The sequence below is a fragment of the Kocuria sp. CPCC 205263 genome (genome assembly GCF_040981075.1).
Classification (GTDB): domain Bacteria; phylum Actinomycetota; class Actinomycetes; order Actinomycetales; family Micrococcaceae; genus Kocuria; species Kocuria rosea.
In genome coordinates this window covers 53,998-66,245 of record NZ_JAVKPV010000016.1, presented here as the reverse complement: position 1 = coordinate 66,245, position 12,248 = coordinate 53,998, and the positions used below count along the sequence as shown (strand labels likewise).

The following is a 12,248-nucleotide window of genomic DNA, read 5'->3' as shown; positions in this document are numbered from 1 at the left end:
CCCCCGCTGCAGGACCTCACCGAGACCGACCTCGCCGACCTCACCGCCCTCATCGACGCCCTCCCCACCGGCACCCCGGCGGACACCCTGCAACGGGCCTGACACCCCCCTCTCCCCAAGAGACCGCACGCACAGACAGCGAAGGAAACCCATGTCCGTGAGCACCCAGACCACCACCCTCTCCGGCCACTCGATCATCGCCGGCCGCCAGGTCGTCGGCACCGGCGGCACCACCCACGGCATCGACCCGGCGACCAACGCCGAGCTCGAGCCCGCGTACTCCCTGGTCGACGAGGCCCAGCTCGCCGAGGCCACCGCGGCCGCCGAAGAGGCCTTCGAGTCCTTCAGCAGCCTCGACCCCGAGACCCACGCGGGCTTCCTCGAGAAGATCGCCGCCAACATCGAGGCCGCCGGCCCCGAACTGGTGGACCGCGCCTCGACCGAGACCGGGCTGCCGAAGCCCCGCCTGCAGGGCGAGCTGGCGCGCACCACCGGGCAGCTGCGGCTGTTCGCCCGTGTGGTGCGGCAGGGCGACCACCGCGGCGTGCGCATCGAGCCGCCCCTGCCGGAGCGCACCCCCCTGCCCCGCCCGGACCTGCGCCAGCGCAAGGTCCCGCTGGGCCCGGTGGCCGTGTTCGGGGCCAGCAACTTCCCGTTCGCCTTCTCCACCGCCGGCGGCGACACCGCCTCCGCGCTGGCAGCCGGCTGCCCGGTGGTCTTCAAGGCGCACAACGCCCACCCCGGCACGGGAGAGATCGTGGGCCGCGCCCTCACGGACGCGGTCCGCGAGAGCGGCCTGCACCCGGGGGTGTTCTCGCTGATCTACGGTCCCGGCGCGAGCATCGGCCAGGCCCTGGTCAGGGACCCGGCCATCAAGGCCGTGGGGTTCACCGGGTCCCGCGGCGCCGGCACGGCGCTGATGGCCACGGCCGCGGCCCGTCCCGAGCCCATTCCGGTGTACGCCGAGATGAGCTCCGTCAACCCCGTCTTCCTCTTCGACTCCGCCCTGCGCGGTGACGCCGAGGAGTTCGCCCGCGCCTACGTCACCTCCCTGACGGGCTCCTCCGGGCAGCTGTGCACCAACCCGGGTCTGCTGTTCGTGCCCGAGGGGGAGGCCGGCGACGCGTTCCTGGCCGCCGTCGGGCTCGTGCTGGCCGACGCCGAGGGCGCGACCATGCTCACCCCGGGCATCGCCCGCTCCTGCCGGGAGGGCATCGACGCCCTGGGCTCCCAGGAGGACGTCGAGATCGTGGCCCGCGGCAAGGAGGGCTCCACCGAGAACGCCCCCGCCCCCGTGGTCTTCAGCGCCCAGGTCCCCACCTTCCTCGCCAACCCGGTGCTGCAGGAGGAGATCTTCGGCGCCTCGTCCCTGGCCATCCGCTACGGCTCCGCGGAGGAGCTGGTGGCCGCGGCGGCCCGGATGGAGGGCCAGCTGACGGCGAGCCTGTTCCTGTCCGAGGAGGACGTCCCCACCGCGGCCCCGCTGCTGCCGGTGCTGGAGCGCAAGGTGGGCCGGATCCTCGCCAACGGCTGGCCGACCGGCGTGGACGTGGGCGAGGCGATGGTCCACGGCGGCCCGTTCCCGGCGACCTCCGACTCGCGGACCACCTCGGTGGGCACGCTCGCGATCGAGCGGTTCCTCCGCCCCGTGGCCTACCAGAACATCCCCGGCGCCCTGCTGCCCGCGCCGGTGCAGGACGACAACCCGTGGCACCTCAACCGCCGGGTCGACGGCCGCATCCAGCTGGCCGGCCCCCGGGAAGGAGACCGCGCATGAGCACCCAGCCCACCGTCGCACGGCTCGAGGTCGTGCCCGTCGCGGGGCACGACTCCATGCTGCTGAACCTCTCCGGGGCCCACGGGCCGTTCTTCACCCGCAACGTGGTGATCGTGACGGACTCCGACGGGCGGACCGGCTTGGGCGAGGTCCCGGGCGGGGAGGCGATCCGCGCCACGATCGAGGAGGCGGCCGGGCTGCTGGCGGGGCAGCCCGTGGCGCTGTTCCGCACCCTGCTGCGCCGGGTCGCCGCGGCCTTCGCGGACCGGGACGCCGGCGGGCGCGGCCTGCAGACCTTCGACCTGCGCACCGCGGTGCACGCCGTGACCGGCATCGAGTCCGCCCTCCTGGACCTGCACGGGCAGTTCCTGGGCGTGCCGGTGGCCGAGCTGCTCGGCGACGGGCAGCAGCGCGCCTCGGTGCCCATGCTGGGCTACCTGTTCTTCGTGGGTGACCCGGACAGCACCGGCCTGCCGTACCTGCGCGAGCCCCAGGGCGCGGACGAGTGGGAGCGGGTGCGCCGGGAGGAGGCGATGACCCCCGAGGGCATCGTGCGCCTGGCCGAGGCCTCCCGGGAGCGGTACGGCTTCAAGGACTTCAAGCTCAAGGGCGGCGTCCAGGCCGGCGACCTCGAGGTCGACGCCGTCACGGCGATCAAGGAGCGGTTCCCCGAGGCCCGGGTGACCCTCGACCCCAACGGCGGCTGGCTGCTCGAGGAGGCGGTCCGGCTGGGCCGGCGGATGCAGGGCGTGGTCGCCTACGCCGAGGACCCGTGCGGCGCCGAGGGCCGGTTCTCCGGCCGCGAGGTGATGGCGGAGTTCCGGCGGGCCACCGGCCTGCCGACGGCCACGAACATGATCGCGACCGACTGGCGCGAGATGTCCCACGCGGTGCGCGCCGGCGCCGTGGACATCCCGCTGGCGGACCCGCACTTCTGGACGATGGCCGGTTCCGTGCGCGTGGCCCAGCTGTGCCACGAGTTCGGGCTGACGTGGGGCTCCCACTCCAACAACCACTTCGACATCTCCCTGGCCATGTTCACCCACGTGGGCGCGGCGGCACCGGGCGCGATCACCGCGCTGGACACGCACTGGATCTGGCAGGACGGCCAGGGCCTCACCCGGGAGCCGCTGCGCATCCGCGACGGCGAGATCCGGGTGCCCGCGAGCCCGGGCCTCGGCGTGGAGCTGGACCGCGAGCGCCTGGCGGAGGCCCACGAGCTCTACCTCGAGCACGGGCTGGGCGCCCGCGACGACGCCGCGGCCATGCAGCACCTGATCGAGGGCTGGAGCTTCGACCCGAAGCGCCCCTGCCTGGTCCGCTGAACCGGAGGGGAGCGGCCGGATGACGGGGGTGCTGCTGGGCTTCGGCGTGGTGGCCGTGCTCACGGCCGTCGGTTTCGCCACCGCCGCGCTGCTGCCCGGTGAGGCCCGCACCATGCGTGCGGGCCTCACCCCCGTCATCTACTACCTGACCAATCCGGCGCTGATGGTGGTGCTGGTGGCGGGCACCGACCTGGGGGCCGTGCTCGGGGTCTACACCCCGATCGCCCTCGCCACCGCCGCGGTGGCGGGCGCGCTCTTCGCCCTGTACAGCGGCCTGGTCCTGCGCCGGGGAGCGGCCCGCACGGCGGTCGGCGCCATGGCCTCCTCCTACGTGAACGCCGGGAACATCGGGCTGCCCATCGCCCTCTACGCGGTGGGCAGCGCCGCGCCCGTGGTCTCCGTGCTGCTGGCCCAGCTGCTGGTGATCGCCCCGCTCTATCTGCTCGTGTTCTCCTGGGCCACCCGCCCGTCGCGCCGCGCCGGTCCGGGAGCGGCGACCCGGACGGCGGCCCCCGGGCGGACGAGCACCTCGACCGGCCGCACGATCGTGCGGTCGGTGGCGAACCCCGTCACGGTCGGCACCGCGGCCGGAGTGTTGCTCTCCGCGACCGGCCTGGAGGTGCCCGAGGTGCTGTGGGCCCCCCTCGAGATGCTCGGCCAGGCGTCCGTCCCCCTGCTGCTCCTGCTGTTCGGGATGGGACTGCACGGGCAGCGTCCGTTCCGGAACCGCGCGCTCGTGCCGGACGTTGTCGGCGGGACACTGGTCAAGGTGGTCGCGATGCCCGTGCTGGCGTGGGCGGTCGGCAGGTTCGGGTTCGGCCTGGGCGGCACCGAGCTGCTGGGCGTGGTCGTCATGGCGGCCCTGCCCACGGCCCAGAACGTGTTCCTGTTCTCGTCCCAGTTCCGGATGCCGGCCAACGCCGCCCGCGACATCATCCTCCTCAGCTCGTTCCTCTCCTTCCCGGCCGTCCTCCTCGCCGGCCTGCTCCTGCACTGACCCGGGGCACCCCGCGTGCACGGCGCCGGCGCTGCACGGGGTCGGAGCGCTGTCGCAGTACCGTGGAGCCTGTCCGGGCCGCCCCTCGCGGGGCCGGCCTGCCTGCCAGACCCGAGGAGACCTCCCCGTGCCGAGCCCGCGCGCCGATCCGCCGAGCGCCCCCACGTCCCGCCGGGCGCTCGTCTACCTCGCCGTGTGCGTGGTCCTGGTGGGCCTGAACCTGCGCACGGTCTTCTCCAGCTTCTCCGCGATCCTCCCGGAGATCACCGCGGCCGCCGGCCTCCCCGGGTGGGCGGTCACCGTGCTGACCACCGCCCCGGTGACGCTGCTCGGCGTCTTCGCGCCGTTCGCGCCGCGCCTGGCCCGCCGGTTCGGGGCCGAGAACGTGCTCCTGGGCGCGATGGTGGTCCTGACCCTGGGCCTGGTGGCCCGCGGGCTGCCTCTGCCCGGGGCGAGCGCCCTACCGCTGCTGCTCGCGGGGACGGTCGCGTGCGGCGCCGCGATCGCCCTGGGCAACGTGCTGCTGCCGTCCATCGTCAAGCGGGACTTCGCCCATCGGATCGGCCTGATGAGCGGGCTCTACACCACCGCGATCTGCGCGTCCGCCGCCCTCGGCGCGGGCCTCACCTACCCGGTGTTCCAGGCCACGGGCTCCTGGCGGGGCTCCCTGGCGGTGTGGGCGGTGCCCGCGGCCGTGGTGGTGGCCCTGCTCGTGCCGGTGGCGCTCCGCCGCCGGGCGCCCGGCCCCCCGCCGCCCGGGACCGACGGGCCCAGCCCCTGGCGCTCGCCGGTGGCCTGGCAGATCACCCTGTTCATGGTCTTCCAGGCGATGATGTCCTTCAGCGTCTTCGCGTGGCTCGCCCCCATCCTGCGGGACCGCGGGATCGACGGCGCCACCGCCGGGCTGATCGTGGCCGTGTCCATCCTGCTCCAGATGACGGGCTCGCTCTTCGCCCCGGTCCTGGCCGCACGGATGGCCGACCAGCGGGTGCTCAACGCCGCGGTGGCCCTCATGGCCGGCGGCGGCTTCGTGCTCTCGATCTTCGGGCCCCTCCAGCTGATCTGGGTCTGGACCGGGCTGCTGGGGCTGGGCCAGGGCAGCCTCACCGCCGTGGCCCTGACGATGATCGCGCTGCGGACCCGCAGCAGCCACATGGCGGTGCGGCTCTCGGGCATGATGCAGGGCGTCGGCTACGGCGTGGGCTCCTCGGGCACCTTCCTGGTGGGGCAGCTGCTGCACTGGACCGGGGGCTTCGCCGCGGCGGGCGTCATGTTCGCGGCGGTCGGCACGCTCGCGGCGGTCTTCGGCTGGCAGGCGGGCCGGGCCCGCCTCATCCGGGAGTGACCACCCCGTCCGCCGCGCCCCGGGGCGGGGCGGTGGAGGAGCGCTCGACGAGCGAGGTCTGGAGCTGGAGCGGGTGGACCCGGCGGGACCCGCCGGCCAGCAGGGTGATCGCGCGCTCGACGGCCATCTCGCCCATGGCGTGCAGGGGCTGGCGCACCGTGGTCAGCTTGGGCGAGGCCCAGCGCGCGAGCAGCGTGTCGTCGAAGCCGACCACGCTGAGGTCCTCGGGCACCCGCAGCCCCGCCTGCCGGGCGGCCTCGAAGGCGCCGAGGGCGGCCTCGTCGGAGGCCGCGAACAGGGCCGTGGGCGGGTCCTCGAGCTCGAGCAGCTCCTGGGCGCCGGCGAAGCCCGCCTCGTAGCTGAACCCGCCGCCCGTCACGAGCCCGGGGTCGTGCGGCACCCCGGCGTCCTCCAGGGCGCTGCGGTAGCCGGCCAGGCGCTCGCGCGCCGGGACCGAGCCCCCGGCGCCACTGAGGTGGCCGATCCGGCGGTGCCCGAGCCCCAGGAGGTGGGTGGTGGCCTCGTGCCCGCCGGCCCAGTTGGTGGAGCCGATGCTGGGCACCGTGGACGGCAGGCTGTTCACGGGGTCGATGGCCACGAGCGGGACCTGCGCGTGGGCCGCGGCGGCCACCTGCTCCGCGGTCAGCGGGGTGGTCACGGCGATGACCGCGGTCTCGCCCGTGCGGCCGCAGCGGGCGAACCAGTCCTCGGAGAACGGGGGGACGTCGCCCTGCTCCAGGCTCGGCAGCGTGCTCAGCATGAGGTCGGCCTCGGCGCGGCCGCAGGCGTCCACGGCGCCGGCCATCACCTGGAGGGAGTAGTTGCTCTCGAGGGTGTCGAAGACGAGCACGATGGCCGTCCGGGGCCGGCGGACGGCCGAGCCCGTGTAACCGAGGTCGGCGACCGCGGCCCGGACCCGCTCCCGCGTGTCCTCCCCCACGTCGGGGCGTCCGTTGAGCACCTTGGAGACCGTGCCCTTGGAGACGCCGGCCTGGGCGGCCACCTGGCTCAGCGTGGTTCTCTTCATGCGGGACGATCTCCTCGGACGTCGGACGGGTCACGGGCGGGCGGCGAAACGTTTCGACGCACTTCGCCGCGGTGGCGCCGGTCACACCAGGGGGTTGACGGGTGTGAAACAGGCCACTTACGCTTCTCGCAACGAAACGCTATACGAAAAGTTTCGTAGGCGCAACGTATCGCTCAACGATGAGGAGAACGCCATGACCACCCACCGCAGCCTCCGCCCCGCGCCCGCCGGCGCGCACCGGGGCCCCTTCTCCGCCCGCTCGCTGTCCCGCATCGCGCTCGTGGGCGCCGCGGCCCTGACCCTGGCCGGGTGCAGCGCCGGGGCCCAGCCCGGCGGCGGGAGCGGCGAGGGCGGCGCCAGCGCCTGGACGCTGACCGGGGGCGCCGAGGAGACGTTCCGCAGCTCCTTCCAGGCGTGGAACGACGCCAACGGCGACACCCCCATCACCGCCGAGTACTTCGCGAACGACGCCTTCAAGGAGAAGATCCGCACCAGCGTCGGCTCCGGCAACGCGCCGACCCTGATCTACAACTGGGGCGGCGACACCTTGGAGAGCTACGTCGAGAACGGCAGCGTGGTGGAGCTGACCGGGGAGATCCCCGAGATGGAGGAGCGCGCCCTCGACTCCGTGCTGGAGACCGGCAAGGTGGACGGGAAGCTCTACGCCGTCCCGAACAACAACACCCAGCCCGTCATCCTGTACTACAACACCAAGCTCTTCGAGGAGGCCGGTGTCGAGGTCCCCACCACGTGGGCGGAGATGCTGGACGCCGTGGAGGCCTTCCAGGCCGAGGGCGTCACGCCGATCTCCGTGGCCGGCTCCAGCCAGTGGCCGTACCTGATGTGGATCCAGTACCTCACCGACCGGATCGGCGGGCCCGAGGTGTTCCAGGCCGTCGTGGACGGCGAGGAGGACGCGTGGTCGCACCCGGCGATCACCGAGGCCCTGGAGAAGATCCAGGAGCTCGTCGAGGCCGGTGGCTTCGGCGACGCCTACGGATCCGTGGTGGCCGACGCGGGCGCCGACGTGGCGCTCGTGCACACCGACCAGGCGGCCATGATGCTGCACGGCAGCTGGGTCTACTCCAGCTTCCTCACCGACGCCCCCGAGTGGACCGCCGAGGGCAACCTGGGCTACACCACGTTCCCCGAGATCGAGGGCGGACAGGGCGACCCGCAGAACATCGTGGGCAACCCGGCGAACTTCTGGGCCGTGTCCGCGGACGCGTCCGAGGAGGAGCAGGCCACGGCCCTCGAGTACCTCAACGACATGAACCTCGACGACGCCGCGGTCGACACGCTCTTCGACGCCGGGCTGATCCCCGCCGTGGACGGCGTGGAGGACAGGATCACCGAGACCGAGCACCCGGAGTACCTCGACTTCGCCTACTCGATGGTCCAGGACGCGCCGAACTTCCAGCTCTCCTGGGACCAGGCGCTCCCGGCCGACCAGGGACAGGCCCTGCTGACCAACCTCAGCCAGGTCTTCGCCGGCGAGATGAGCCCCGAGGAGTTCCAGACCGCGATGAACGGGACGCTCTGATGCTCGTGCGCACCCCCGCGCGGCGGAGGGCCCGGGCGGGCGCCGGCCCCAGCAACTGGATGCTGGCGCCCGCCCTGGTCTTCTTCGGCATCTTCGCGATCGGTCCGCTGCTGGGCGTCCTGGTGCTGTCCTTCATGGAGTGGGACGGCCTGGGCACCCCGCAGTGGACCGGGGGCGAGAACTGGGCGTCCGTGCTCGAGAACCCGGTCTCCCGGCAGGCGATGGTGCTGACCGTCCAGCTCACGCTGCTGAGCTACGCCGTGCAGTTCCCGCTGAGCCTGCTGCTCGGCGTGTTCATGGCCGGCCGCCAGCGGTACCGGGAGTTCCTCTCCGTCCTGTACTTCCTGCCGATGCTCTTCTCGGCCGCGGCGATCGGCATCGCCTTCAAGGCCCTGCTCGACCCGAACTTCGGGCTCTCGCGGGCGTTCGACGCGGCGCTGCTGCGGCAGGACTGGCTGGGCGACGGGAGCCTGGCGTTCTACGTCGTCGTCGTCGTCATCTCGTGGTCCTTCATCCCCTTCCACTCGCTGCTCTACCAGGCGGGGGTGCGGCAGATCCCGCAGAGCATGTACGAGGCCGCCACGATCGACGGCGCGGGCACGGTGCGGCAGTTCTTCTCGATCACGCTGCCGCAGCTGAAGTACACGATCGTGACGTCCTCCACGCTGATGCTGGTCGGCTCCCTGACCTACTTCGACCTCGTCTTCGCCCTCACCGGGGGCGGGCCCGGCACCGCGACCCGGATCCTGCCCCTGGACATGTACCTGACCGGATTCCGCAGCAACCAGATGGGCGAGGCCAGTGTCCTGGCGGTCATCCTCGTCGCCGTGGGGCTCACCCTCGCCCTCGGCCTGCAACGGCTCACCGGGGCCGAAAAGATGGAGAGCCAGGCGGAAGGTGCGTAGTCCCATGAGCACACGAACCGCGGACACCCGTCCCGTGCGCACGCGACCCGAGGGCGCGTCCCGCCCGGACCCCCGGCCGGCGGCCGCCCGCGCCGCCCGACGGCGCCGGGGGCTCCCGAACATCCCGGCGGACGTCGGCGGCTGGCTGTGGCTGGGCGCGATCATCATCCCGATCTACTACATCGCCATCACGAGCCTGAAGCCCCGCGAGGACTACTACTCCACGAACCCGCTGCTGCCCTCGTCCCCGACGTTCGCGCCGTACGCCACGGTCCTGCAGAACCAGTTCGTCCAGTACTTCCTCAACAGCGTGGTCGTGGTCGTGTTCACCGTGGCCGGGATCGTGTTCCTGTCCCTGCTCGCGTCCTACGTGATCGTGCGCAGCCGCAGCGGGCTGGCCGTGTTCTCGAACCGGCTGTTCCTGCTGGGCATCGCCATCCCGATCCAGGCGACGATCATCCCGATCTACCTGATCATCGTCCAGCTCGGCCTGTACGACACCCTGGCCGCCCTGATCCTGCCCGGGATCGCGTCCGGGATCCCGATCACGGTCCTGATCCTGACGAACTTCATGCGGGACATCCCCAACGAGCTCTACGAGTCCATGACCCTCGACGGCGCCGGCGACTGGAAGGTCTTCCGCACGCTCGTGCTGCCGCTGAGCCTGCCCGCCATCACCACCGTGGGCGTCTACAACGCCCTCAACAGCTGGAACAACTTCCTGTTCCCGCTGATCCTCACGCAGAGCTCCGAGAAGCGCACGCTGCCCCTGTCCCTGTGGACCTACCAGGGGGAGTTCCAGGCCGACATCCCCGCCGTCCTGGCCGCCGTCGTCCTCTCGGCGCTGCCGATCCTCGTCCTCTACGTCTTCGGGCGCCGGCACCTCGTCGCCGGGCTCACCGCCGGCTTCGGCAAGTGACGCGCCCACCGAGCAGAAAGAACACCCCCATGACAGCACCCTGGAACGACCCCGCCCGCCCCGTCGCCGAACGCGTCGACGCCCTGCTGCAGGAGCTGAGCCTCGAGGAGAAGGCCGGTCAGCTCGGCAGCTACTGGCTGCGCCCCGACCCGGAGGAGGCCACGGGCGGCGCGGCCCCCATGGAGTCCGCCTTCGCCGACGACCGCTCGACCTTCGAGGCCGCGATCGCGCACGGTCTCGGCCACATCACCCGGGCCTTCGGCAGCGCGCCGATCTCCGCCGCGGACGGGGTGGAGCACCTGCGCACCCTGCAGCGCCAGGTCGTGGAGACCTCCCGGCTCGGGATCCCGGCCATCGCCCACGAGGAGTGCCTCACCGGGTTCACCACCCTGGGGGCCACCTGCTACCCGGCCGCGATCGCCTGGGGCGCCGCCTTCGACCCCGAGCTGGTCCGCACGATGGCCCGGCACATCGGCGCCGACATGAAGGGCGTGGGCGTCCACCTCGGCCTGTCCCCCGTGCTCGACGTCGTCCGCGACTACCGCTGGGGCCGCGTCGAGGAGACCGTCGGCGAGGACCCCTACCTCGTGGGCACCCTGACCACGGAGTACGTCCGGGGGCTGCAGGAGGCCGGCGTGATCGCCACCCTGAAGCACTTCGCGGGCTACTCCACCTCCCGCGCCGGGCGCAACCACGCCCCCGTCTCGATCGGACCGCGCGAGTTCCGCGACGTCGTGCTCGTGCCCTTCGAGATGGCCGTCAAGCTCGGGCAGGCCGGCGCGGTGATGAACTCCTACGCGGACGTCGACGGCGTCCCTCCCGTCGCCGACCCCGAGCTGCTCACCACGCTCCTGCGGGAGACCTGGGGCTTCGAGGGCACGGTCGTCTCCGACTACTGGGCCGTGAGCTTCCTGGAGTCCATGCACCACGTCGCCGCCGACCCCCGTGACGCCGGCGTGCAGTCGCTGGCGGCCGGGATGGACGTGGAGCTGCCCGAGACCGGCTGCTTCGCGGACCTCGCCGGTGCCGTGCGCGACGGCGCGCTCGACGAGTCCCTGCTCGACCGCGCGGTGCGGCGGGTGCTGACGCAGAAGGTCGAGCTGGGCCTGCTGGATCCGGGCTTCGACCCCGGCACCGCGGGCGGGGCCGTCGACCTCGACTCCCCGGCGAACCGCCGGCTCGCCCGCCGCATGGCCGAGGAGTCCGTCGTCCTGCTCAAGAACGAGGGCGTCCTGCCGCTGGCCCGCGACACCGCCCGGAAGGTCGCGGTCATCGGCCCCAGCGCCGGGCAGCCCCGCGCGTTCCTCGGCTGCTACAGCTTCACCAACCACGTCCTGTCCCGCTTCGGGGAGTCCGGCACCGGCATCGAGATCACCTCGATCGTCGACGCCCTCGCCGAGGAGTTCGCGGACGGGGGGACCACCTTCCGGCACGCCCGCGGCGTCGACTTCACCGACCCCGACACCAGCGGCATCGCCGAGGCCGTGGCCGCGGCCGAGGAGGCCGACCTCGCGGTCGTGACCGTGGGCGACCTCGCCGGGCTCTTCGGCACGGGCACCTCCGGCGAGGGCTGCGACGTCGTGGACCTGTCCCTGCCCGGCCGGCAGGCCGAGCTCGTCGAGGCCGTGCTCGCCACGGGCACCCCGGTGGTCCTCGTGCTCGTGACGGGCCGCCCCTACAGCCTCGGCGCGTTCGACGACCGCTGCGCGGCCGTGGTGCAGGCCTTCATGCCGGGCGAGGAGGGCGGGCACGCCGTCGCCGGGGTGCTCTCCGGGCGGGTGAACCCCTCCGGGCGGCTGCCCGTGGGGATCCCCCGGCACGTGGGCGGGCAGCCCGGCACCTACCTGACCCCCGCCCTGGGCGGGTACTCGGAGGGCGTCTCCAACCTGGACCCCCGGCCGCTGTACCCGTTCGGCCACGGCATCGGCTACTCGAGCTTCTCCTACGACGCGCTCGAGCTGTCCGCGGCCGAGATCGGCACCGACGGCACCGTGGAGGCCGCGGTCACCGTGACCAACACCTCCGGCCGGGCCGGCCAGGAGGTCGTCCAGCTGTACCTGAGCGACCCCGTCGCCCAGGTCGTCCGGCCGCTGAAGATGCTCGTCGGCTTCGCCAAGATCGCGCTGGAGGCCGGGCAGAGCGCCCGCGTGGTCTTCTCCGTCCACGCCGACCGCACCTCGTTCACGGGCCGGGCCGTGCGCCGGATCGTGGAGCCGGGCGAGTTCGTCCTGCGCGCCGGCACCTCCAGCGAGGACCTGCCCCTCGAGGGCCGGTTCACGGTCACCGGCACGGTCCGGGACGTGGAGGACGCCGACCGCGTCCTCACGACCCCCGTCGAGGTCCGCGTCGCCGACCGCGCCCTCGCGGCCGACGCCTCCTGAGCCCGGGGCGCGGGCCGCCGTGCGGCCCG

General features: G+C 73.1%; 9 protein-coding genes. 8 read left to right on the top strand and 1 reads right to left on the bottom strand.

All coding sequences use genetic code 11. The annotated features are described in order from the left end of the window. Positions 1 to 151 precede the first annotated feature (151 nt). The 4 genes from RF647_RS17620 (at position 152) to RF647_RS17605 (ending at position 5,444) form a co-directional block, all read left to right on the top strand. The gene (locus RF647_RS17620; protein WP_368812846.1) at positions 152 to 1,777 is read left to right on the top strand and encodes an aldehyde dehydrogenase (NADP(+)); all 1,626 of its coding nucleotides are present in this window, start codon (positions 152 to 154) and stop codon (positions 1,775 to 1,777) included. Then, positions 1,774 to 3,102, top strand: a complete 1,329-nt coding sequence (locus tag RF647_RS17615; protein WP_368812845.1) for an enolase C-terminal domain-like protein — start codon at positions 1,774 to 1,776, stop codon at positions 3,100 to 3,102. Before RF647_RS17620 ends, RF647_RS17615 begins: the two co-directional genes overlap by 4 nt. Positions 3,103 to 3,121: 19 nt before the next feature. Further along, positions 3,122 to 4,099 (top strand): AEC family transporter, encoded by a 978-nt coding sequence (locus RF647_RS17610; protein ID WP_368812844.1) that lies wholly within the window; start codon positions 3,122 to 3,124, stop codon positions 4,097 to 4,099. Positions 4,100 to 4,226: 127 nt separating this feature from the next. Continuing rightward, positions 4,227 to 5,444, top strand: coding sequence for an MFS transporter (locus tag RF647_RS17605; RefSeq protein WP_133409894.1), 1,218 nt, complete (start codon positions 4,227 to 4,229; stop codon positions 5,442 to 5,444). Here the strand turns inward: RF647_RS17605 and RF647_RS17600 are convergent. Then, a complete protein-coding gene (locus RF647_RS17600) occupies positions 5,431 to 6,471 on the bottom strand; it encodes a LacI family DNA-binding transcriptional regulator (RefSeq protein WP_368812843.1) in 1,041 nt (346 codons plus the stop codon). The two genes, RF647_RS17605 and RF647_RS17600, sit on opposite strands and share 14 nt — an antisense overlap. A gap of 193 nt (positions 6,472 to 6,664) precedes the next feature. Between RF647_RS17600 and RF647_RS17595 the strand changes: the two genes are divergently transcribed. Genes RF647_RS17595 through RF647_RS17580 form a run of 4 tightly spaced genes read left to right on the top strand, consistent with a single transcriptional unit; the run spans position 6,665 to position 12,219 of the window. Next, a complete protein-coding gene (locus RF647_RS17595; protein ID WP_368812842.1) occupies positions 6,665 to 8,014 on the top strand; it encodes an extracellular solute-binding protein in 1,350 nt (449 codons plus the stop codon). Next, positions 8,014 to 8,919 (top strand): carbohydrate ABC transporter permease, encoded by a 906-nt coding sequence (locus RF647_RS17590; RefSeq protein ID WP_368812841.1) that lies wholly within the window; start codon positions 8,014 to 8,016, stop codon positions 8,917 to 8,919. The genes RF647_RS17595 and RF647_RS17590 overlap by 1 nt, the downstream gene beginning before the upstream one ends. 4 nt (positions 8,920 to 8,923) lie before the next feature. Continuing rightward, a complete protein-coding gene (locus RF647_RS17585) occupies positions 8,924 to 9,838 on the top strand; it encodes a carbohydrate ABC transporter permease (protein ID WP_368812840.1) in 915 nt (304 codons plus the stop codon). Positions 9,839 to 9,867: 29 nt separating this feature from the next. Continuing rightward, positions 9,868 to 12,219 carry a glycoside hydrolase family 3 N-terminal domain-containing protein gene (locus RF647_RS17580; protein WP_368812839.1) on the top strand — a complete coding sequence of 784 codons (2,352 nt, stop codon included), beginning with the start codon at positions 9,868 to 9,870 and terminating at the stop codon, positions 12,217 to 12,219. Positions 12,220 to 12,248 lie beyond the last annotated feature (29 nt).

What these genes read in the sequence shown, in the direction of transcription:
- RF647_RS17600 (WP_368812843.1), bottom strand. Translation starts at nt 6,471, where the DNA reads ATGAAGAGAACCACGCTGAGCCAGGTGGCCGCCCAGGCCGGCGTCTCC.
- RF647_RS17610 (WP_368812844.1), top strand. Translation starts at nt 3,122, where the DNA reads ATGACGGGGGTGCTGCTGGGCTTCGGCGTGGTGGCCGTGCTCACGGCC.
- RF647_RS17590 (WP_368812841.1), top strand. Translation starts at nt 8,014, where the DNA reads ATGCTCGTGCGCACCCCCGCGCGGCGGAGGGCCCGGGCGGGCGCCGGC.
- RF647_RS17620 (WP_368812846.1), top strand. Translation starts at nt 152, where the DNA reads ATGTCCGTGAGCACCCAGACCACCACCCTCTCCGGCCACTCGATCATC.
- RF647_RS17595 (WP_368812842.1), top strand. Translation starts at nt 6,665, where the DNA reads ATGACCACCCACCGCAGCCTCCGCCCCGCGCCCGCCGGCGCGCACCGG.
- RF647_RS17580 (WP_368812839.1), top strand. Translation starts at nt 9,868, where the DNA reads ATGACAGCACCCTGGAACGACCCCGCCCGCCCCGTCGCCGAACGCGTC.
- RF647_RS17585 (WP_368812840.1), top strand. Translation starts at nt 8,924, where the DNA reads ATGAGCACACGAACCGCGGACACCCGTCCCGTGCGCACGCGACCCGAG.
- RF647_RS17615 (WP_368812845.1), top strand. Translation starts at nt 1,774, where the DNA reads ATGAGCACCCAGCCCACCGTCGCACGGCTCGAGGTCGTGCCCGTCGCG.